The 21,796-nt window shown below is 70.9% G+C and carries 17 protein-coding genes and 1 pseudogene; 6 read left to right on the forward strand and 12 right to left on the reverse strand.

Annotation, left to right across the window (positions count from 1 at the left end; translation table 11 throughout):
- Nucleotides 1-276: 276 nt before the first annotated feature.
- The gene (locus ACWDR4_RS37680) at nt 277-1,980 is read right to left on the reverse strand and encodes a PucR family transcriptional regulator (RefSeq protein ID WP_450415211.1); all 1,704 of its coding nucleotides are present in this window, start codon (nt 1,978-1,980) and stop codon (nt 277-279) included.
- 114 nt (nt 1,981-2,094) lie between these two features.
- The gene (locus tag ACWDR4_RS37685; RefSeq protein WP_450415212.1) at nt 2,095-4,488 is read right to left on the reverse strand and encodes an ATP/GTP-binding protein; all 2,394 of its coding nucleotides are present in this window, start codon (nt 4,486-4,488) and stop codon (nt 2,095-2,097) included.
- A gap of 184 nt (nt 4,489-4,672) precedes the next feature.
- Between ACWDR4_RS37685 and ACWDR4_RS37690 the strand changes: the two genes are divergently transcribed.
- The 3 genes from ACWDR4_RS37690 (at nt 4,673) to ACWDR4_RS37700 (ending at nt 8,308) form a co-directional block, all read left to right on the forward strand.
- On the forward strand, nt 4,673-5,779 hold the full coding sequence (locus tag ACWDR4_RS37690; protein ID WP_450415214.1) for a hypothetical protein: 1,107 nt from the start codon (nt 4,673-4,675) through the stop codon (nt 5,777-5,779).
- 146 nt (nt 5,780-5,925) lie between these two features.
- Nucleotides 5,926-7,269: a 4-aminobutyrate--2-oxoglutarate transaminase gene (gene gabT / locus ACWDR4_RS37695; protein ID WP_450415215.1), complete on the forward strand. Its 1,344-nt coding sequence runs from the start codon at nt 5,926-5,928 to the stop codon at nt 7,267-7,269.
- Between the two features lie 193 nt (nt 7,270-7,462).
- Nucleotides 7,463-8,308, forward strand: a complete 846-nt coding sequence (locus ACWDR4_RS37700) for a phosphatase PAP2 family protein (protein ID WP_450415217.1) — start codon at nt 7,463-7,465, stop codon at nt 8,306-8,308.
- Here the strand turns inward: ACWDR4_RS37700 and ACWDR4_RS37705 are convergent.
- From ACWDR4_RS37705 to ACWDR4_RS37745, 9 genes are all read right to left on the reverse strand, one after another.
- Nucleotides 8,300-9,028 (reverse strand): hypothetical protein, encoded by a 729-nt coding sequence (locus ACWDR4_RS37705; RefSeq protein ID WP_450415219.1) that lies wholly within the window; start codon nt 9,026-9,028, stop codon nt 8,300-8,302. The two genes, ACWDR4_RS37700 and ACWDR4_RS37705, sit on opposite strands and share 9 nt — an antisense overlap.
- A complete protein-coding gene (locus ACWDR4_RS37710) occupies nt 9,025-9,705 on the reverse strand; it encodes a hypothetical protein (protein ID WP_450415221.1) in 681 nt (226 codons plus the stop codon). The genes ACWDR4_RS37705 and ACWDR4_RS37710 overlap by 4 nt, the downstream gene beginning before the upstream one ends.
- A gap of 196 nt (nt 9,706-9,901) precedes the next feature.
- The gene (locus tag ACWDR4_RS37715; protein WP_450415222.1) at nt 9,902-10,354 is read right to left on the reverse strand and encodes a hypothetical protein; all 453 of its coding nucleotides are present in this window, start codon (nt 10,352-10,354) and stop codon (nt 9,902-9,904) included.
- 196 nt (nt 10,355-10,550) lie between these two features.
- Nucleotides 10,551-11,984, reverse strand: coding sequence for an NAD(P)/FAD-dependent oxidoreductase (locus ACWDR4_RS37720; protein ID WP_450415224.1), 1,434 nt, complete (start codon nt 11,982-11,984; stop codon nt 10,551-10,553).
- Between the two features lie 12 nt (nt 11,985-11,996).
- Nucleotides 11,997-12,812 carry an ABC transporter permease gene (locus tag ACWDR4_RS37725; protein WP_450415226.1) on the reverse strand — a complete coding sequence of 272 codons (816 nt, stop codon included), beginning with the start codon at nt 12,810-12,812 and terminating at the stop codon, nt 11,997-11,999.
- Nucleotides 12,813-13,739 (reverse strand): ABC transporter permease, encoded by a 927-nt coding sequence (locus tag ACWDR4_RS37730; RefSeq protein WP_450415228.1) that lies wholly within the window; start codon nt 13,737-13,739, stop codon nt 12,813-12,815. It lies immediately after the preceding gene.
- Nucleotides 13,739-14,902 carry an ABC transporter ATP-binding protein gene (locus tag ACWDR4_RS37735; protein WP_450415230.1) on the reverse strand — a complete coding sequence of 388 codons (1,164 nt, stop codon included), beginning with the start codon at nt 14,900-14,902 and terminating at the stop codon, nt 13,739-13,741. Before ACWDR4_RS37735 ends, ACWDR4_RS37730 begins: the two co-directional genes overlap by 1 nt.
- A 65-nt stretch (nt 14,903-14,967) precedes the next feature.
- Nucleotides 14,968-16,215, reverse strand: a complete 1,248-nt coding sequence (locus tag ACWDR4_RS37740) for a polyamine ABC transporter substrate-binding protein (protein WP_450415232.1) — start codon at nt 16,213-16,215, stop codon at nt 14,968-14,970.
- Between the two features lie 57 nt (nt 16,216-16,272).
- A complete protein-coding gene (locus tag ACWDR4_RS37745; protein WP_450415234.1) occupies nt 16,273-17,796 on the reverse strand; it encodes a gamma-aminobutyraldehyde dehydrogenase in 1,524 nt (507 codons plus the stop codon).
- A gap of 177 nt (nt 17,797-17,973) precedes the next feature.
- Between ACWDR4_RS37745 and ACWDR4_RS37750 the strand changes: the two genes are divergently transcribed.
- Nucleotides 17,974-18,606 (forward strand): NADAR family protein, encoded by a 633-nt coding sequence (locus tag ACWDR4_RS37750; RefSeq protein WP_450415235.1) that lies wholly within the window; start codon nt 17,974-17,976, stop codon nt 18,604-18,606.
- Nucleotides 18,607-18,728: 122 nt separating this feature from the next.
- Here ACWDR4_RS37750 and ACWDR4_RS37755 read toward each other — a convergent pair whose 3' ends face one another.
- On the reverse strand, nt 18,729-19,736 hold the full coding sequence (locus tag ACWDR4_RS37755; RefSeq protein WP_450415237.1) for a DUF4190 domain-containing protein: 1,008 nt from the start codon (nt 19,734-19,736) through the stop codon (nt 18,729-18,731).
- Between the two features lie 154 nt (nt 19,737-19,890).
- Here ACWDR4_RS37755 and ACWDR4_RS37760 point away from each other — a divergent pair.
- Nucleotides 19,891-21,055, forward strand: a pseudogene (locus ACWDR4_RS37760) (adenosine deaminase).
- Nucleotides 21,056-21,101: 46 nt separating this feature from the next.
- The gene (locus ACWDR4_RS37765; RefSeq protein WP_450415239.1) at nt 21,102-21,785 is read left to right on the forward strand and encodes a glycerophosphodiester phosphodiesterase; all 684 of its coding nucleotides are present in this window, start codon (nt 21,102-21,104) and stop codon (nt 21,783-21,785) included.
- Nucleotides 21,786-21,796 lie beyond the last annotated feature (11 nt).

A 21,796-nucleotide genomic window follows, 5' to 3' on the forward strand; every position in this document is an offset into this window, starting at 1 on the left:
GCCCCCGCCGCCCCTACCCGTCCCATCCTCGGGGGCTCCGCCCCCGAACCCCCGCATCGCGCTGAACGCGCTCGTCCTCAAACGCCGGACGGGCTGGATGGTGCCGGCCTGGGCTGGAGGGTTGCGGTCGGGGCTTGATCTTTCAGCACCGGCCCGCATTTCCAGCCCGTCCGGCGATTGAGGACGAGGCCGTTCAGGCCGACAGCGGGGGTCTGGGGGCCCAGCCCCCCGGAACGGGATGGGACGGGTAGGGGCGGCGGGGGCGAAACAGACCCCCTACTCCCCCACCGCCGCCGTAGTCTTCAACGCCAGCCACAGCTCCATCCGCACATCCGGATCATCCAGCGACCGCCCCAGAATCTCCTCCACCCGCCGCATCCGGTACCGCAACGTATGACGATGCACCCCAAGATCCGCCGCAGCCGCATCCCACTGCCCGTGCCGCGACAGCCACGCCCGCAACGACGCCACCAGATCCCCCCGACCCGTCGCGTCATGCTCGTTCAGTGGACGCAGCAACCCGTCCGCGAACGCCCGCACCGCATCGTCCGCGAGCAACGGCACCACGGACCCTGCGGCCAGCTGCTCATGCCCGACCAGCACCCGCCCCCGCCGCCGGGCCACCGACAACGCCTGCTCGGCCTGCTTGTACGCGGCAGCCGCCGCGATCGGCCCCGCCGGCCCCGACATCCCCACCACAAGCTCGTCCTCGTCACGGGAGCCGACCGAGGAGGAACCCCCAGACGCAGAGCCCGAGGCCTCCGCCCGAGCCCCCTCCACCGCCGCCGCGAACTCCCCACAGGCCGCCTCCGCCGCACCCCCGTCCACCGCGAGCACGACCAGCCGCTCCCCCTCCGGCACCACCAGCACCGCCTCCCCGGCCCGCGCGGCGGCGGACTCCAGGCACTCGGCGAGGCCGCCCAGCGGGTCCCCATTGGTGTCGGCGGCGACGAGACCACCGGCCGTGGGCCTGCTCACCGCTCCCACAGTCCCGGCCGGCGCCCCCTGCCCCACCGGCGGGGACGCCGACTCGGCGACGACGATCCGGAACGGCGCGTCGAGCAGCTCGCCGTACAGCCCACCAGCGACGGCACGCGCGTGGTCGGGCTCGCCGGCCAGCAGCATCCGCAGCACAGCCGCCCCGATGCGCTGCTCGGCGGCTTGGAGGGACCGGGACCTCTCCGTCGTCAACGTCAGCAGCGCGATGGCCGAGTGCAGGGCGTACCGCTCCGCCGTACCCAGCGCCGCAGCGGTCCCCACCGCCAGCGCGGCGCGCGGACGCCGCCCGGTACCGAGGGAGTGCAGCTCGACCCGGTCCTGGTCCTCGCCCCCACCGTCCGCCCCCGCACCCACCACCGCACTGGCCGGCGCCGGCCGCTCCCGCAGCCGTTCCACGTCCGCCGTGAGCCGTGCCGCCCGCCGCCCGGCCCACTCGGGCGCGGTGGCGACGACGGCGCCCGAGGCGTCGTACAGCGCGGCCCAGCCGTCGACCTGGGAGGCGAGCGCGGCGAGCAGGCCCTCCGGGCCGTCGCTCAGCGCCTGCCGGGTCAGTTCCCGCTGCGCCGCGAATCCGGCCGTCACGGCCCGGTACTGGTCGGCGGCGATGGCGGCCGACACCGCCTTGCTGATGGCGAGGAAGGGCGTGCGGCACGGGACTTCGAGGAGCGGGAGCCCCTCGTGCTCCGCCGCTTCCACCAGCGCCTTGGGGATCTCCGCGTAGTTGACCCCGACGGCGAAGCCGAGCCCGACGACCCCCGCCCCGACCAGCCGCTTCACATAGCGCCGCATGGCCTCGGGGTCCTCGGCGTCCAGCTTGAGCGCGGTGATCAGGAGCAGCTCCCCGCCCTCCATGTAGGGGACGGGGTCGGCCAGTTCGCTGGCGTGCACCCAGCGCACGGGTACGTCCAGGCGGTCCCCGCCCGCCCGCACGGTCAGCCGGAGCGCGGAGTGGTGGAGGAGCGAGGCGAGCGTCGGGGGCATGGGGCCTTCAGATCTGTGTGGACGCCGTGAACTTTTGGCCGCCGCGTATGAACGGCCTGTGCCGATTCTGCCTCACCGTACGTACCGCCGTACCTCGCGCCCCATACCTACGGCTCAGCCCCGCAGATCCACCAGCAATGGCGGTGCGTGCTCGCCCTCGACCGTCGTGAGGGACAGCACCGCATGCCCCGGCGGCACCTCGTGCGCCAGTTCGGACGCCGACCAGCGCTCCCGTTCGACCGTACGTACGGTCACGGCGTCGGTCGTGACGGCCTTGCCGGTGACCAGCTTGCGCAGGGCGTGGATGGCGCGGGTCATCGGCTGGTCCGCGAAGACCGTGTGCTTGGCCACGTCCCGTGTCTCCACCCAGGCGGTGCCCCAGGCCTGGGCGAACCGGCCGCCGTCCCAGGTCGTCACGCCGGAGAACGCCATCCGGCAGCCGACGGCGCCGTACAGCGGCCCGTGCAGCGCCTCCGGGACGTCGCCGATGGTCCGCAGGGCGAGCACGACGCCCGCGTTCTGGGAGCGCATCCGCTGGATACGGCGTACCGAACCGGCGGTGACCGTCCCGGTCGCGTCGTCGAGGACCAGGCAGGCGAAGTGCGCGCGCCGTCCGTCGCGTACGACCGCGCTGAACTGGGCGAGGACGAGCCGCGTGATCAGCCGGGCGGCCTCCTCGTGACCGTGCTCCGGCAGATCGACGCGGACGCGCAGCGGATGCTGGGTGAGCGCGCGAAGCGAGAAGGGACGAGCTGCACCGCCCCCGCCGAAGAAGCCGTCGAAGACGGGCCGGTTGAGCAGCGCGAGCCGATCCGCGACAACACGGCCGACGTCCGCCGGGCTCGCCGACTGCCGGATGCGTACGTCGAGTTCGCGCCGCATGACGGTGAACTCGTCCCCCGCGAGGGCGTCCCGCAGGGCGGTCAGCGCGGCGGGGTCGCTCTCCAGCAGCTCCCGCAGCACCGGCAGGGCGGGGAAGCGGCCGTGCGCCGCCCGGTACGGGCCGAGCACCTGGGCGAGCGCGGTGGCGGCACTCTCGGTACCGACGGTGTCGAGGTCGCCCACCAAGGCCTCGGCGAGGAAGGCGGCGGCCTCGTCGGGGTCGTCGGAGTCGGCGTAGGGATCGAGGTCATGGACGGAGTCACGGTCCCCGATCCGTACGACGACATCGAACGCGGAGTCGGCGGCAACGGGCGTCCCCGGCGCGGAGACGGCCACGAAAGCGCACTGCCCGGTGAGCGCCCGCAGGGCCAGCGCCTCGGTCACGGGTTCGACGAGCTGCCGTGTCTTGCCCGCCCCGGACGGTCCGACCGCGAGCAACGACGTCCCGAGCACCGCGGGCCCGAGCGCGGCGCCGGCGCCGTGATAGACGAGCGGGGCACGCTCGGCCGCCACCCACCGCCCGATCCGCACCTGCCCCACGGACAGATCGTGCTGCGCGGTACGCCGGGCCAGGTCCCGCGCTCCGGAGGGATGGCTCCAGGCAGCCGCTCCCTGTCGCAGGACGGTGTCCCGAAAGCCCGCGAGCGACCCGTCCCGCCTCGCGACCGCCCACGCGTGCTCGACCCGGGCACAGTCCACGTCGTTCATACGACCGCCGATGACCTCGGCGGTGAGCACTTCGGCGGCCTCGTACTGACCGGCCTCGCGGAGGTCGGGCCACTGTTCGCGGGGCCGGTCGGCGGGCGCGGGCCCGGTGGGCCCGGCAGCGGCCTTACGAGCGGCGAGCCGCTCCTTGGCGTACGACCACCAGCCCCCGATCCGAGCGAACGGCCAAACGACAAGCAGGGTGATGACCGTGTACAGCCCGAACTTGAACGCGGTCGACCCGAACACATCGAACCCGCCGGAGATCAGGGCGACGAGGGCGAAGACGGCGTCGACGATCGGCAGGGCGTCCCAGCCGACGCCCGGAAAGGCGTGGGGAAACACGAAACTGAGCGTGACGAGAGCGCCGAGCAGTGCAAGCAGCGCCCGAGCGGGCTGTGGCCGGCGCGCGACGAAATGCCGGGCGATGTCGGGCCAACTACCGAGCCGCCCCATGGCATAGAGCAGCACAAGAAAGAAAACACCGTTGTAGACGAGGACGGCAGCGCTGCCCTCCCAGCCCTTGGGCGAGACGGTGCCGGGCCACCACCAGTCCTCCGGCGTGAACACCTTCAGCAGCACCGACTGGTAGGGCATGGCGCCCCGCCGCCAGAGCGACCACAGGAACAGCCCGACAACGAGCGGAACGAGTATCCCGACAACGGTGACCGGGGAGAGACGTTCCGCCGCCTGGGCCCCCTTGGGCAGCCGGTACCCGTACCGCCAGATCCCCGGCTCGGCCTCGGGCCGAGGCTCGTTGAGCCACTCGGCGACGGACGCCCGAGCGGGCACCCCCCGCTCGACGGGCCCCGGCACCCTCCCCGGCCGAGGCGGCACGGAGGGCACGTCCGGCGGCCCCGCCGGACGCGGCACAGGATTCGCATGCGTACCCCGCGCGTCCTGCGTCCCGTCGCTGTCCATCGCCTTGCCCCCTGACCAGCCTGACCAGCCGTTCCGGCCACCAACACTCAACAGCGGTCAATCTAACGCCCCCACAAGGGGAGTTCACCGCTTACAGGGCCGACCTCGCGGAGCGGACCTACACGTTCCGGATATCGTCGTCCCTTCTCGCAGGCCGCGGAAGACAAAACAGGGGGCTTCTCAGGTGACCCACCAGAACGACTCGGCGCACGGCGAGGGGGCTGTGGCGTGGGACGATCCCGCGACCCGGCGCGCGTGGCGGCGCCAGACGGGACGCGGTCTGCTGATCGTCGCCGTCTGCGCCGGGTACTGGACCCTGTTCGCCAACGCCACGGACGCGGTGCGGGGGCGACTGGTCTGGGTGACCGTGGCCTTCTTCCTCTTCACGGCGATACGCGTCCCCCTGGAACTGCTCGCCGAACTCCCGAACGCCTGGCGGGTTCGCCGCGTCCTGCGCGACCGTCCCTGGCACACCACCGTGAACCCACCGCACGGTGTCTCGGACCATCCGAAGGCCCAGGACGTGCGTCACGCATGGTTCGAGGTACCCGACCCCGCCGCGCCGGAGCGACGACTTGCGTTGGTCCTCTCCAGCACGCCGAGCTGGTGGAGGCGGCGTATGCGCGCGGAGGCCCCGGCGGAGCGCCGGGAACAGATCGCCGTCCTGTGGTGGTGCGGCGTCCCGGGCGAGCGACTCGTCGTCGCGGCCTCCCGCCGCACGGAGAAGGCCCCGCGCCACATGCGCGAGCAGTACCAGCGCAACCTCCTGGTCCCGACGGAGGACACCCCCCGGCCGGATGCCGCCGTCCCCACGCCCGGAGTGAGCGCGCTGTCCCACCCGCCCACGCGCCGCGCGATACGCCGCCGGACGCACGTCCTCGTCGTGGCGCTCCTCCTCATCTGGCCGGCCCTGGTGTGTCTCCAGATCGCCGAGGTGGTGGCGGACGAGGGCCACGACAGGATCGGCCTGTTCGCCCTGCCCCTGGTCCTCGAACTGACGCTCCTCCCCCTCCACATCGGCCTGATCGTGGCCGTCCGCCGGATGGCGGCGACGCTCACCGAGCACTCGTGGCGCCTGGTCGACTGCGAGATCCGCCGCCATGGCACGAATCAGCGGATCAGCGTCGGCGGCCTCACCCTGGCACTGGCCCCGCGGGTCCGCCTCGACCCGCGGGCCACCCGGCTGTGGATGGCCGGCCACCCGGACCGGCGCTGTCTGGTCTCCGAGCCCGGCGGCGCCCGCCCACTCCGGGCCGGCGCTATGTCCACCGCGGACAACCGAATCCCCTGACAACGCCCACATGGAGCATGCCCACCCCCCTCTCCCACCCCTAGCCTGCGGAGAAAGAAACGAAGCGTCCGAAATTCTCCGCCCGCGAACCCCACCCGGAAGCCCAGCCAGGAAACTCCGGTTCGCAAGATCACCAGGGAGCCCTCATGACCGCCCTTCCCGCCCTCCCCCAGGAGCGCCGCGTACTCACCGCCATCCCCGGTCCCAAGTCGCAGGAACTGCAGGCCCGGCGGCTCGCCGCCGTCGCGGGCGGGGTCGGGTCCGTGCTGCCCGTCTTCACCGTGCGTGCGGGCGGCGGGATCATCGAGGACGTCGACGGGAACCGGCTGATCGACTTCGGGTCCGGTATCGCCGTCACGTCGGTCGGTGCGAGCGCCGAGGCCGTCGTGCGCCGGGCCTCCGCCCAGCTCGCCGCCTTCACGCACACCTGTTTCATGGTCACGCCGTACGAGGGGTACGTCGAGGTCGCCGAGGCGCTCGCCGAGCTGACGCCGGGCGATCACGCCAAGAAGAGCGCCCTCTTCAACAGTGGCGCCGAGGCCGTCGAGAACGCCGTGAAGATCGCGCGGGCCTACACCAAGCGGCAGGCCGTGGTCGTGTTCGACCACGGGTACCACGGGCGGACCAACCTCACGATGGCCCTGACCTCGAAGAACATGCCGTACAAGCACGGCTTCGGGCCGTTCGCGCCCGAGGTGTACCGCGTGCCGGTGGCCTACGGCTACCGGTGGCCGACCGGGGCGGAGAACGCCGGGCCCGAGGCCGCCGCTCAGGCCATCGACCAGATCAGCAAGCAGGTCGGGGCCGAGAACGTGGCCGCGATCATCATCGAGCCCGTACTCGGCGAGGGCGGCTTCATCGAGCCCGCGAAGGGCTTCCTGCCGGCCGTTCGGCAGTTCGCCGCCGACAACGGCATCGTCTTCGTCGCCGACGAGATCCAGTCCGGGTTCTGCCGTACGGGACAGTGGTTCGCGTGCGAGGACGAGGGCATCGTGCCCGATCTGATCACCACCGCGAAGGGCATCGCGGGCGGGCTGCCGCTCGCCGCCGTCACCGGGCGCGCCGAGATCATGGACGCCGCGCACGCGGGCGGCCTGGGGGGAACGTACGGCGGCAACCCCGTCGCCTGTGCGGGCGCCCTCGGCTCGATCGAGACCATGAAGGAACTCGACCTCAACAGCAAGGCCAAGCGCATCGAGGCCGTCATGAAGGCCCGGCTTTCCGCCATGGCGGACAAGTTCGAGATCATCGGTGACATTCGCGGGCGCGGTGCCATGATCGCCATCGAGCTGGTCAAGGACCGCACCACCAAGGAGCCCCACCCGGAGGCGACCGCAGCTCTGGCCAAGGCCTGTCACCAAGAGGGTTTGGTGGTCCTTACCTGTGGCACCTACGGCAACGTCCTCCGCTTCCTGCCCCCGCTGGTGATCGGCGAGGACCTCCTCAACGAGGGCCTCGACATCATCGAGCAGGCCTTCACCAGCGTCTGACCCGTCCCCGGCTCCCGCCACCCCTCCGCACCACCCGTTCGTACCGGCCGACCGGCCCGGATTCCGCTTGTTTCCGGGCCCGTGCGGAGCCCGTGCGGACGCCGTCAGAGCGTGTGAAGAAGGTGTGCGGGGTGGATGGCGGGTCGCCGATCCGCCTGTTTCAAGCCCCTCCCCTGCCGTAGGTTCTATCCAGATGAGAGATACACCCCGCCCGCAGGAAACTGTGGGTGGCACCTGGTCGGGGCCTCCCCAGCTTCGATCCGGTCGTGCCCTCGCGCACACAACCGGAGCTTCCGGCTCCGGGTCTCCTCACCGATCGGACAGTGGCCCGCCCCAAACCCCCCGGGGCGGGCGACGATCCGATCTGATCGACCGGCCCGGTACTCTCCCCCCTGTTCCGGGCCGGTCGAACTCTCGGATTCTCCTCACTCTCCTGACCCTCGCGGTCCTCCTCTTCGCGCTGATCACCTGGCAGGTCGCCGTCCACGGCCCCCTCGCCCGCGCGGACGAACGCCTCAGCGACTCCCTGGTCCACCCGACCCGCGGCTGGGCGCTCCTCGCGGATCTCGGCGGCATCGCGGTCGCCGTTCCGGTCCTCCTCGTCGTCCTGGTGTACGTCGGACTGCGCGCGCGTCGGGCGGGTACGGAGCGCTGGTGGCGGGAACCGGTCGGCGCGGGCCTGCTGATGGCGGCCGTACCGGCGATCGTCGTACCGCTGAAGGAACTGGTCGCCCGCTCCGGGCCGCCGGTCATGGGCCCCGGCACCGGCTTCTACCCCTCCGGTCACACCGCGACGGCCGTCGTGGCCTACGGCTCCGCCACACTGCTCCTGCTGCCGTGGCTGCGCCGTACGTACGCCCGTCTGCTCGTCCTGGTCAGCTGCCTCGCCCTCAACGCGGCCGTCGCCGTCGGGCTGGTCGTCCGGGGTTTCCACTGGCCGCTGGACGTGGTGGCGAGCTGGTGCCTGTGCTCGGCGCTGCTGATCCTGCTGCGGCTCTTCGTCCTCCGCAGGCCGCCCGCACCCGCACCCTCACCCTGAGCCCGTCGGCGGCCAGGCCACCCTCCAGTGCGGCGCCAGCACATGCACCGGGGTGAACTCGGGCCCGGTGCCGCCCGGGTGGAAGGCCCGCATGGTGGTCTCGGCGGTCACCAAGAGGTCCCAGCTCATCGTGGCCCGCTGGTCGCCGCAGGTGACATCGGCGAGCAGCCGCCAGTCGACGCGTCCTCGGTCCGCCGTGTGCGGCGCGAGCACGATCCGCCGGGCCGTGCCCGAGGCGATCCGCAGCGGCAGCCCGAAATCCGGCACCACGGGTATGCCCTTCACGTCGAGCGCGGGGCGCACCAGCGGCGGAGTCTCGTCGAGGAACACCTCCGCGTCCGGCACCTGCATGGGCTGGTAGTTCTCCAGACCGCGCCGACGCGCCTCCGCCAGATCCTCGGCGAACGAGATGCTGGGACCGGGCTGCGGTACGAGGCTCACCCCGTTCGGCTTCATCGGGCTGCGGCCGGTCACCTCGGCGCGCAGAGCGTGCAGTACGAGGTCAGGGTCGCCGCTCGCCACCAGGTCGACGTACACGTTGTGGCCGGTGAGGGGGATGTGCAGGGGTTCCGGGCCGACGGTCGTGCTGGGGTCGAGCACGGCGAAGACATGGCTCAGCCCGCCGACCCGTATCTCGAAGTTCTCGGGGCGCGGGGGCTCCCCCGGATGCCCCGGAACCTGGTTCGGCCGCTTCCGCTCCCGTCCACGCCACCACTTCACGCCAGGTCCTCCCAGCTCAGGCCGCGCGGCGGCCGGGCCGCCGTGCGGAACGGGTGGCCCGCGAGGTCCACCCTGACCGTTCCGGTGCGCCGGCCGCACACCCAGTCCAGCTCCAACTCCCAGGCCACCTGCCAGCGTTCGGTCTCCGCGCGCAGTTCGAACGTCTCCGGGTCGTCCGGGCCGACCGTGTACGAGAACGTGGCCGGCGTGTCCTCGCCGCGCGGATCGAGCCGGGGCGGGTCCTCGTCGAGCAGCACGGTGTACGCGCGCACCGGCAGTATCCCCGCGTGCGGCGACAACTCCCCGCGCGGCGGCCTCCGTTCGATGACGACGACCCGAAGTCCCGCCAGGACGACGGTACGTTCCGTCGCCGTGACGTACAGCTTCACGGTGTGCCCGCTCGCCGGAATGACGCGGGGCGGCTCACCGGCTCCCGCGGGCACATGGACGTAGCTGGCGTCCGAGACACGGACGTGGAAGTCCACCGGGTCGCCGCGGGGTGTTCGGCGACGCTGGAGGCGGACCGTTTCCTCGACCAGCGCGGCGGTGACGACCGCGCCCAGGGCAGGGGCGAGCCAGCCCGGGGCCAGACCGGAGACCCACAGGACGACCGTCGTCACGGCGGCGACGGCGAGACCGGCCGCGACCGCGCGCCCTCGGGCACGGACACGCCTCACTCTGTCTCCGAGCGCCACGGCGGCTCCTGTCTCCGTCAATTACCCGGCTGTACCCAGCTGTTGACTGCATGACACACCTACGGCACCCCAACAGCACACACCTGTACGCCACATGGCCACGGTTCGCGTCGACCGCACGGACGGCCGACGAGAGCGTGGTCATGCGGTGACTACGAGAACCGCGCGGGCCTCGGCATCACCTGTCCTCGTCGGTCGCCAGACCCGCCGCCGCCTCGTGCATGGCCAGTTCGAGGAGTGCCGGGTCGGTGAGGGTGCCCGAGCCGTCCGGCGGGATCAGCCAACGGACGCCTCCCGTCGCGCGGTTGGGGTACGGCACGACGATCCACGTGCCGCGTCCCGCCGTACGCACCCCCGTCCCCAGCCACCGGGCCGCAGTGCCCGGCGGCACGAAGAACCCCATCCGGGAGTCGCCGAAGTCGACGAGCACCGGGCCGGGTTGGTCGATGACGCGGGTGAGGACGTCGAGGGTGGGGTAGCCGAGTTCGCCCGGCAGGATCAGTACGTCCCAGGCCTTGCCGGCGGGCAGCAGCGCGATCCCCAGGGGATTGCGCTCCCATTCCCACCGGCAGGCCTCGGGATCCGGAGCCACGGACGCCAGCCACTCGACCGCCGTTTTCGCCCCTGTCATGAGGGGTCCTCCCTTTCTCTGTGAACGCTGATCGCGTCACGAGGGAGAGAGAGGTTTCCCTGAAGCATTACGCGGGTTCCGCCAGGTTTCGGGAGTGAACCAGCTCATAGCCACTGAGCTGGGCGCAAGCGCCCCCTAAGGGGCGCGGGGAACTGCGCGACAAGCCCCCACGGGCCCGCACCCGACGAACAACCTGCTAACTGTCGAATCCCAACCCGAACCGATCCATCGCCCGAAGCCACAGATTCCGCCGCCCCCCATGCGCGTCCGCCCGCGCCAGCGACCACTTCGTCAACGCGATCCCCGTCCACGCGAACGGCTCCGGCGGAAACGGCAACGGCTTCTTGCGAACCATCTCCAACGACGTACGCTCCGTCCGCTCCCCCGCCAGCAGATCCAGCATCACGTCCGCACCGAAGCGCGTCGCACCGACACCGAGGCCGGTGAACCCCGCCGCATACGCCACACGCCCCCCGTGCGCGGTGCCGAAGAACGCCGAGAAGCGCGAGCAGGTGTCGATCGCGCCGCCCCACGCGTGGGTGAAGCGGACGCCCTCCAGCTGCGGGAAGCAGGTGAAGAAGTGGTCGGCCAGCTTGGCGTAGGTCTCCGGCCGGTCGTCGTACTCGGCGCGCACCCGGCCGCCGTACGGATAGATCGCGTCGTAACCGCCCCACAGGACGCGGTTGTCGGCGCTCAGCCGGAAGTAGTGGAACTGGTTGGCGCTGTCCCCGAGGCCCTGCCGCCCCCGCCAGCCGACCGAGGCGAGCTGCTCCTCGCTCAGGGGTTCGGTCATCAGCGCATAGTCGTAGACGGGGACGGTGTACGCCCGTACGCGCTTCACCAGACTCGGGAAGATGTTCGTCCCGAGCGCGATCCGCCGGGCGCGGACCGACCCGTAGGGGGTGCGTACGGCCATTCCGGCGCCGTACGGCCGCAGGGTCAGCGCCGGTGTGTGCTCGTACACGCGGACGCCCAGGCGCAGGCAGGCCCGCTTGAGCCCCCAGGCCAGTTTCGCCGGGTTGAGCATCGCGACGCCGGTGCGGTCGTGCAGGCCGGCCAGGAAGGTTGGGGACGCGACCTGGTCCCGTACCGCCTCCGTGTCCAGGAACTCGATGCCGGTCGCGAGGCCCTTGTCCGCCAACTCCTCGTACCAGGCGCGGAGTTCGGCCGCCTGGTGCGGCTCGGTGGCCACGTCGATCTCGCCGGTGCGTTCGAAGTCGCAGTCCAGGGAGTGGCGGGCCACCGCCTTCTCGATCTCGTCGAGGTTCTGCGCGCCCAGCTCCTGGAGGCGGTGGATCTCGTCCGGCCAGCGGGCGAGGCCGTTGGCCAGGCCGTGGGTGAGGGAGGCCGCGCAGAAGCCGCCGTTGCGGCCGGAGGCGGCCCAGCCCACCTCGCGGCCCTCGACGAGCACGACGTCCCGCTGCGGGTCGCGCTCCTTGGCGATCAGCGCGGTCCACAGCCCGCTGTAGCCGCCGCCCACCACAAGCAGATCGCAGCTCTCGCCGCCGGTCAGGGCGGGCTCGGGGTGCGGCTTGCCGGGGTCGTCCAGCCAGTAGGCGACCGGCTGGGCGTCCGAAAGAGATTTCGTCCAGCGATTTACGTTTCCATGGGTCATGGCGCTTGGGGCCATGATTCCAACTCCCTACGAATTCTTCTGCCTGTTTCGGCGGTTGCCGATGACCATTCCACTCAGCACTAGCAGTACGGCGACCAGGAACATGGCCGTACCGATGACATTGATCTGAACGGGCGTTCCGCGTTGTGCCGAGCCCCAGACGAACATGGGGAAGGTGACGGTCGAGCCCGCGTTGAAATTGGTGATGATGAAATCGTCGAAGGAGAGCGCGAAGGCGAGCAGCGCGCCCGCCGCGATCCCGGGGGCCGCGATGGGCAGGGTCACGCGTACGAAGGTCTGCACCGGGCCCGCGTAGAGGTCCCGGGCGGCCTCCTCCAGCCTCGGGTCCATCGACATCACGCGTGCCTTCACCGCGACGACGACGAAGCTGAGGCAGAACATGATGTGGGCGATCAGGATCGTCCAGAAGCCCAGCTGGGCGCCCAGGTTGAGGAACAGGGTGAGCAGCGAGGCCGCCATGACGACCTCGGGCATCGCCATGGGGAGGAAGATCATCGAGTTGACGGCGCCCCGCGCGCGGAAGCGGTACCGCACCAGCGCGAAGGCGATCATCGTGCCGAGGACGGTCGCCCCGACGGTCGCCCAGAAGGCGATCCGGAGGCTGAGGGAGAGCGAGCCGCACATGTCGGCGACCCCGCAGGGATCACGCCAGGCGTCCGTCGAGAACTGCTGCCACTCGTAGTTGAAGCGGCCCTTCGGCTTGTTGAAGGAGAACACCGTGACGACGACGTTCGGCAGGAGCAGATAGCCGAGTGTGATCAGTCCCGCGATGACGACGAAATGGCTCTTGAGCCAGCGCCCGATGGAATTCACGAAGGCCATTTAAACCAGGTCCTCCGTCCCGGACTTGCGGATGTAGAGGGTGACCATGATGAGGATCGCCGCCATGAGGATGAAGGAGAGGGCGGCGGCCGTCGGATAGTCGAGGATGCGCAGGAACTGCGTCTGGATGACGTTTCCGATCATGCGGGTGTCCGTCGAGCCGAGCAGATCGGCGTTGACGTAGTCGCCGCTCGCCGGGATGAAGGTGAGGAGCGTGCCGGAGACGACCCCGGGCATCGACAGCGGGAAGGTGACCTTGCGGAAGGTGGTGAAGGGCCTGGCGTACAGGTCGCCGGCCGCCTCGTGCAGCCGTCCGTCGATGCGTTCGAGCGAGGTGTAGAGGGGCAGGATCATGAACGGCAGGAAGTTGTACGTCAGACCGCAGACCACCGCGAGCGGCGTGGCCAGCACCCTGTCCCCGGCCGTGAAGCCGAGCCAGCTGGTGACGTCCAGGACGTGCAGCGAGTTGAGGGCGCCGACGACCGGGCCGCCGTCCGCGAGGATCGTCTTCCAGGCGAGCGTACGGATCAGGAAGCTGGTGAAGAACGGCGCGATGACCAGGATCATGATCAGGTTGCGCCAGCGCCCGGCACGGAACGCGATCAGGTAGGCGAGCGGATACCCCAGCACCAGGCAGAGGATCGTCGCGGCACCGGCGTACAGCACCGAGCGCAGGAACTGCGGCCAGTAGTCGGCCACGGCGTCCCAGTAGGTCGCGAAGTGCCAGGTGACCTTGTAGCCCTCCTCCAGGGAGCCCGTCTGCACGGACGTGGAGGCCTGGTAGACCATCGGCAGCGCGAAGAACACGAACAGCCAGAGAATGCCGGGCAGGAGCAGCCAGTACGGCGTCCAGCGGCCCCTCTTCCTCGGGGGCTTCTTGGCCGGCGCGGGCGCCAGGGGCGGCGCGTCGGGCGTCGCGGTGGCCATCAGACAACCGCCTCTTCGCCGACCGTCTCGACGCCTGCGTCTATGTCCTGGGCGGCGTCCAGCCCGAAGGTGTGGGCCGGGTTCCAGTGCAGGACGACATCGGCGCCGGGGGCGAGCCTGGCGTCGCGGTCGACGTTCTGGACGTACACCTCGAACTCGGGACAGACCGGGCTGTCGATGACGTACTGCGTGGAGACGCCGATGAAACTCGTGTCGGCAATCGTGCCGGTGATGCGGTTGCGGCCGGCCGGGATGTCGCCGGCGTCGTCCGCGTGCGTGAGGGTGATCTTCTCGGGGCGGACCCCGACGAGCACCTTGCCGCCGGTTCTGGTCGGCGCGGAACAGCGGGCCTCGGGGAGCAGGAGCTTGCCGCCGCCCGCCTTGAGGACGATCTCGTCGCCGCTCTTGGCGTCGACCTCGGCCTCGATGAGGTTGGAGGTGCCGAGGAAGTTCGCGACGAAGGTCGTCTGTGGGTTCTCGTAGAGGTCGGCGGGCGAGCCGAGCTGCTCCACGCGCCCCGCGTTCATCACGGCGACCGTGTCGGCCATCGTCATGGCCTCCTCCTGGTCGTGCGTGACATGGACGAAGGTGATGCCGACCTCGGTCTGGATGCGCTTCAGCTCCAGCTGCATCTGACGGCGCAGCTTGAGGTCGAGGGCGCCGAGCGGCTCGTCGAGGAGCAGCACCTTGGGGGTGTTGATCAGCGCACGGGCCACGGCGACGCGCTGCTGCTGGCCGCCGGAGAGCTGGTGCGGCTTCTTGCGCGCCTGCTCGCCCAGCTGGACGAGTTCCAGCATGTCCTCGACCTGCTTCTTCACCGACCTGATGCCGCGCCGGCGCAGACCGAAGGCGACGTTCTCGAAGATGTCGAGGTGCGGGAAAAGGGCGTACGACTGGAAGACGGTGTTCACCGGCCGCTTGTACGGCGGCAGGTTGGTGACCTCCTGCTCGCCGAGGTAGACGGTCCCGGAGGAAGGTTCCTCCAGCCCGGCGATCATCCGCAGGGTGGTCGTCTTGCCGCAGCCGGAGGCGCCGAGCAGAGCGAAGAACGAGCCCTGCGGGACGGTGAGGTCGAGGGGGTGTACGGCGGTGAAGGAGCCGTAGTTCTTGCTGATCCCGGAGAGACGGACGTCGCCGCCGTGTTCTGTGTCTGTGCTGGTCATGGTGTTGATCCCTGGGAGGTCGGAGGGGGTTTCGCACTGCCGTGCCGGGGCGCCTGACGTGTCCGCTACGCGCCGGTCAGCTTGGCGAACTTGCCCTCGTAGGCCGTCTCTTCCTTCTGGCTCAGCAAGCGGAAGGCGTGGGACTTCGCGGCCATCGCCGCGTCGGGGATGATCAGCGGGTTGTCCGCCGCCGACTTGTCGATCTTCGCGAGGTAGGGCTTCACTCCGTCGACGGGACACACGTAGTTGATGTAGGCGGCCAGTTCGGCGGCCGGTTCGGGCTCGTAGTAGTAGTCCATGAGCCGCTCGGCGTTCGTCTTGTGGCGCGCCTTGTTGGGGATCAGCATGTTGTCGCTGGACGTGATGTAGCCGCTGTCCGGGATGATGAAGTCGATGTCCGGGCTGTCCGCCTTGAGCTGGACGACGTCCCCGGCCCAGGCGATACAGGCCGCGAAGTCGCCCGAGGTCAGGTCGGCCGTGTAGTCGTTGCCGGAGAAGCGGCGGATCTGCCCCTTGTCGACGGCCTTCTGCAGGCGGGCGACCGCCGCGTCGTAGTCGTCGTCGGTGAAGTTCGCCGGGTCCTTGCCCATGTCGAGCAGGGTCATGCCGATGCTGTCGCGCATCTCGGAGAGGAACCCGACGCGCCCCTTGAGCTTGGGATTGTCGAGCATGTCGGAGACCGACTTCACCTCGACACCGTCGAGCGCCTTCTTGTTGTAGGCGATGACGGTCGAGATGCCCTGCCAGGGGTACGAGTAGGCGCGGCCCGGGTCCCAGTCGGGGGTGCGGAACTGCTCCGCCAGGTTCGCGAAGGCGTGCGGAAGGTTCGACGCGTCCAGTTTCTGGACCCAGCCGAGGCGGATCAGCCGGCCGGCCAGCCAGTCGGTGAGGACGATGATGTCGCGGCCGGTGTCCTGGCCCGCCGCGAGCTGCGGCTTGATCTTGCCGAAGAACTCGACGTTGTCGTTGATGTCCTCGGTGTACTTGACCTTGATGCCGGTCCTCTTGGTGAACGCGTCGAGCGTGGGGTGGTGCTTCTCGCTCTCGTCGACGTCCATGTACTCGGTCCAGTTGGAGAAGTTGACGGTCTTCTCCTTGGCCGAGTGGTCGTCCGCGGAGACGCCTCCCGCGGTCTTGCCGGCCGCGGGGATGCCGCAGCCGGTCAGCGCGCCGAGGCCGCCGGCCACCAGGGCGCCGCCCGCGGAGGCGCGCAGCAGGGACCGTCGGGTCAGGGCGGCCCTGCCGTTTCGGAAGCTGCGCCGCATGGCGGCCACCTGGGCCGGGGAAAGGCGGTCGGGCTCGTACTGCTCCATGCGCTGGTGCCCTTTCGGGAGGATGGTTCGGCCGCTGGTCGGTCGGCCTGTGTCCGGTCAGCGGTCCCCGAAGATCGTGCGGTGCCAGTCCTTTCGGGCAACCGCGGTGTTGTCGAACATGACGTGCTTGATCTGCGTGTACTCCTCGAACGAGTACGAGGACATGTCCTTGCCGTAGCCGGACGCCTTGTACCCGCCGTGGGGCATCTCGCTGATGATCGGAATGTGGTCGTTGACCCACACACTGCCCGCCTTGATCTCGCGGGTGGCGCGGTTCGCCCGGTAGACGTCGCGGCTCCAGGCGGAGGCGGCGAGACCGTAGGGCGTGTCGTTGGCGAGCCGGATGCCTTCGTCGTCGCTGTCGAAGGGGAGTACGACGAGAACGGGCCCGAAGATCTCGGACTGGACGATCTCGCTGTCCTGGGCGGCGTCGGCGACCAGGGTCGGCCGGTAGTAGGCGCCGTTCTTCAGCTCCCCCTGGGGAGCCTCGCCGCCGGTCACCACGCGCGCGTAGGCACGCGCCCGCTCGACGAAACCGGCGACCCGGTCGCGCTGCGCGTGGGAGATAAGCGGCCCGAGGTCGGTGCCCGGGGCGAACGGATCACCGAGCCGGACGCTGTCCATAAGGGCAGCCGTTTTCGCGACGAACTCCTCGTACAGCGGCCGTTGCACGTACGCGCGCGTGGCGGCCGTGCAGTCCTGCCCGGTGTTGATGAGGGAGCCCGCGACGGCGCCGTTGACAGCCGCGTCGAGATCGGCGTCGTCGAAGACGACGAAGGGTGCCTTGCCGCCCAGCTCCAGGTGGAGCCGCTTGACGGTGGCGGTGGCGACCTCGGCGACGCGCCTGCCGACGGCGGTGGACCCGGTGAAGGACGTCATGGCGACATCGGCATGCCCGACGAGATGCTCACCGGCTTCCAGTCCGGTCCCGGTGACGACGTTGACCACCCCGTCCGGAATCCCGGCCGCGGTGGCCGCCTCGGCGAAGAGGAGCGAGGTCAGCGGGGTCAGCTCGGCGGGCTTCAGCACGATCGTGTTGCCGGCCGCGATCGCCGGGAGGATCTTCCAGGCGGCCATCTGGAGGGGGTAGTTCCAGGGCGCGATGGAGCCGACGACACCGAGGGGCTCCCGGCGGACGTACGAGGTGTGGTCACCGGAGTACTCCCCGGCCGACTGCCCCTGGAGGTGCCGGGCGGCGCCGGCGAAGAACGCGGTGTTGTCGATCGTCCCCGGCACGTCGAACTCACGGGTCAGCTTGAGCGGCTTGCCGCACTGGAGGGACTCGGCGCGGGCGAATTCCTCGGCGCGCTCGGCGAGGACGGCGGCGAAGCGGTGCAGCGCGTCGGAACGCTCGCCCGGGGTGGCCCCGGCCCAGCCCGGGAAGGCCGCACGGGCCGCGGCGACGGCGGCGTCCACGTCGTCACGACCGGCCAGCTCGTACGTGTAGACCTCGTCGCCGGTGGCGGGGTCGACGACCGCGAACGTACGGCCGGAGGTGCCGTGGGTCAGCCGGCCCGCGATGTACTGCGCGCCGGCCGCGAGCCGCTCCTGCGCCGGGAAGCGATGGCCCGGATCGTGCATGTCGCTCTCCTCCGTCGCCCGCCCCGATCTGCGGGGGTCAACGTAGCTCCAGGTCGATTTGAGTGCCGATCCTGACAGAGTAAGTGGACTCCAACAAGGGATTCCGTTGTTGCCATTTGGTTACGCGACGGAATCTGTCGACCAGGTGTCGAGTCGAACGGGAAAAGGCGGGGCACGTTGTCAGTGGTGGCTGCCAGACTCGCACGCATGGGGAAAATCGCAGAGATCAACGCAAACGCGCCGAATCCGGATCATTCGGGGCAGATCACTTCGTTGGAGTCTCTGACCAGGGAAGTCCGTGCGGGGGACCGGGTCAAGTATCTGCACTTCTGGGGTCACCGGCCACGCCCGGACGGCCGCGTGGGAGCGAGCTGTCTCAGCCAGTGGTGGCCGGCCCCGTTCTCGGTGGCCGGGGTGGAGTACGCGACGGCGGAGCACTGGATGATGGCCGCCAAGGCCCGCCTGTTCGAGGACCCGGAGGCGGAGCACCGGGCCATCACGGCACCGAACCCGGCACTGGCGAAGAAGGCCGGCCGGCTCGTACGCGGCTTCGACGAGGCCATATGGGAGCGCGAGCGGTTCGGAATCGTGGTCGAGGGCAGCGCCCAAAAGTTCGCCGCACATCCCGCGCTACGGGAGTTCCTACTGGCCACGGGCGAGCGCGTCCTGGTGGAGGCAAGCCCGATGGACCGCGTGTGGGGCATCGGCCTCACGGCGGACGACGAGGCGGCCCAGGACCCCGAGCGCTGGCGGGGCCTGAACCTGCTGGGGTTCGCGCTGATGGCGGCGCGGGAGCAACTGCGGGGCTAGGAGCGCGCCCCAAAGGGGCGCGGGGCTGTGTCGATCTGCGGCTCCGCCGCGTGGGCGCGACCAGCCACGACGAACCCGCAGACAAAGACGGCCCCGAAGCCGCGCAGCCCTGCTCGCCCGGCCTACTGGTGGGGCTGCGCGGCCTGGGACAGAGACGTCGAGTAACCGTCGTCAAAGGTGCTCGCGTCACTGTCGTCGCCAAAGGCGATGACGATGACACCGAACGCCACAGCGATGACGATCCCGACCGCCCCGCAGATGATCCCGGCCAGCGCCTGCCCCGAGTTGGTCGCCTCACCCCGCCTGGCCTTCCCGCGCCCGATCACCCCGAAGATCACCGCGAGGATGCCCAGGATGATCGCCAGCGGCCACAGACAGAAGATGACGGCCGAGACGATGCCGACCACGAGCGCGGCCGTACCCATGCCGTTGCTCGGCTGGGGTGCCATGGGGGCCCAGCCGTAGCCGGGGCCACCACCGTAGGCCGGAGGGGGCGGGGCATACACGGGGCCGCCACCGCCGTATCCGGGCTGCTGCGGGTAGCCGTACACCGGTCCGGCCGGATAGGAGTGCGGGGCCTGTCCGGGACCGTCGGGGGCTATGGGCGGCGGGGGCACCGGCGCGGCGGGCTGGGCGTAGGAGCCGTGCGGGGTGGGAGGTGCGAAGGGGTTGTCCTGTGGGGTGCCCGCCACGGAACCGCCGGGCGGGGCGAAGGGGTTGGCCCAGGGCTGGGAGGGCTGGGGCGGGGTGACCGGGGCCGGCTGCCCGTAAGCACCAGGCTGGGGCGCGCCGGCCGCAGGCGTCGCGGGGACCGTCGGGTGGCCGTGGACGGAGGGGACCGGCGGGACCGTACCGCCGTCGTCCCAGAACTGCGTGGTGCCGGAACCGCCGGCGGCGGACCCGGAGCCCGGGGCGTCCTCGGCCGGCGGTGCCCAGGGATCGAACTCGGGAACGGAGTCCGTGGTGCCGCCGGAGGCCGACCCGGCCGGAGGCTTGTCCAGCGGGACCCGGGCAGGCGTGCCGCTCGCGGGGCTCTCGCTGACTGTCTCACCGGTCGCCGCGCCCTCGGAACTCGCCCCCTCCGAAGGGACGTTCTCCGGTGGGTGCGGCGGCTGCGCGGCGTCGGACATGCGTGGGGTCCCCTCGTTCGTGCGTTCCCGTCATGCTACGGCCCGGGATCACTGGGCGACGGGGGACCTCGGCATCCCCTCCCACCACTCCCCCGCCCGCCACTCTCCCCCGCGCCCTCCCCGCCCCGGGACGGAATCCCCCGGGCGTCTCCCCGTGGACCCGGCCTACGATGATCCCCGAGTCATCGATCAGCCGATCACCCGCGTCCCGCCGACCGTCGCATGTCCGGGGCGCCGTTCCCGGGGAGGAACCCTTGACCGACAACCACCAGCGCTCCGCGGCAGGCGTCCCTGACCCGCACGCCTTCATCGCCGGGCTGCCCAAGGCCGAACTGCACGTCCATCACGTCGGCTCCGCCTCCCCGCGGATCGTGTCGGAGCTGGCCGCGCGCCACCCCGACTCCAAGGTCCCCACCGACCTCGAAGCCCTGGCCGACTACTTCACGTTCACGGACTTCGCCCACTTCATCCAGGTGTACCTGTCCGTCGTGGACCTCATCCGGACCCCGGAGGACGTGCGGCTGCTGACCTACGAGGTGGCCCGCGACCTGGCCCGGCAGCAGGTCCGGTACGCCGAGCTGACGATCACCCCGTTCTCCTCGACCCGGCGCGGCATCGACGAGCGCGCCTTCATGGACGCCATCGAGGACGCCCGCAAGTCGGCCGAGGCCGAGTTCGGGACCGTACTGCGCTGGTGCTTCGACATCCCCGGCGAGGCCGGGCTCGAAGCCGCCGAGGAGACCGCGCGACTCGCCACCGACGACCGGCTGCGCCCGGAGGGGCTGGTCTCGTTCGGGCTCGGCGGGCCCGAGATCGGCGTACCGAGACCGCAGTTCAAGCCGTACTTCGACCGGGCGATCGCCGCCGGGCTGCGCTCGGTGCCGCACGCGGGCGAGACCACAGGCCCGGAGACCGTCTGGGACGCGCTGAACCATCTGCGCGCAGAACGAATCGGGCACGGTACGAGTTCCGCGCAGGACGCCGAGCTGCTCGCGCACCTCGCCGAGCAGCGCATCGCCCTGGAGGTCTGCCCGACCTCCAACATCGCCACGCGCGCGGTCCGTACCCTCGACGAGCACCCGATCAAGGAGTTCGTGCGGGCCGGCGTCCTTGTCACGATCAACTCCGACGACCCGCCGATGTTCGGCACCGACCTCAACAACGAGTACGCGGTCGCCGCCCGGCTGCTCGACCTCGACGAGTGGGGACTCGCCGACCTCGCCAAGAACGCCGTCGAGGCCTCCTTCCTCGACCCGGCGGGCAAGGCCGCGCTGGCCGCCGAGATCGACACGTACACCTCGGCGTGGCTCGCCCCCTGAGGAGCGCCGGGGAACACCACGGGCCCTGTCCCAGCACAATGGACCCATGCAGAACGTGACCGCCGTGGCTCATCGCGGCGACCCCTACAGCGTCCGTGAGAACACGCTCGCCTCCCTGCGTTCCGCGCTCGACAAGGGCGCGGACGCGGTCGAGTTCGACGTACGCCTCACCCGGGACGGCGTGCCCGTGCTGCTGCACGACGCGACGCTCAAGCGGCTGTGGGAGCGGGACCGGCCGCTGGCCGCGCTGTCGGCGGCCGAGGTGCGCGGGCTGACGGAGGGCGGGGTGCCGACGCTCGCGGAGGCGCTGGCCGTGACCGAGGGCAGCCGGGTGATGATCGATCTGCCGGGGTCGCCCGACGCGCGGGCGGTACGGCGGGTGGTGGACGTGGTCCGGGAGTGCGCGGCGGCGGACCGCGTGTACTACTGCTCGGACGCCCCGGCGATGCTCGCCGTGCGCGCGGCCGACCCGTCCGCCGAGATCGCCCTGACCTGGAAGACCCTCGCACCGCCGCGGCCGGCCCTGCTGGCGGCGGTACGCCCGCGCTGGCTCAACCACCGCTTCGCGCTCGTCGACCGGAGCCTCACGGCACGGGTGCACCGGGACGGCTACCTGCTGTCGGTGTGGACCCCGGACACCCGCCGCTCCATGCGGCGACTGCTCGACGTGGGCGTCGACTCGATCACCACGAACCGCATCGACACGTTGTGCGCGCTGCGCAAGGGCTGACGAACCCTCCT

Source organism: Streptomyces sp. NPDC000878, from assembly GCF_053599695.1.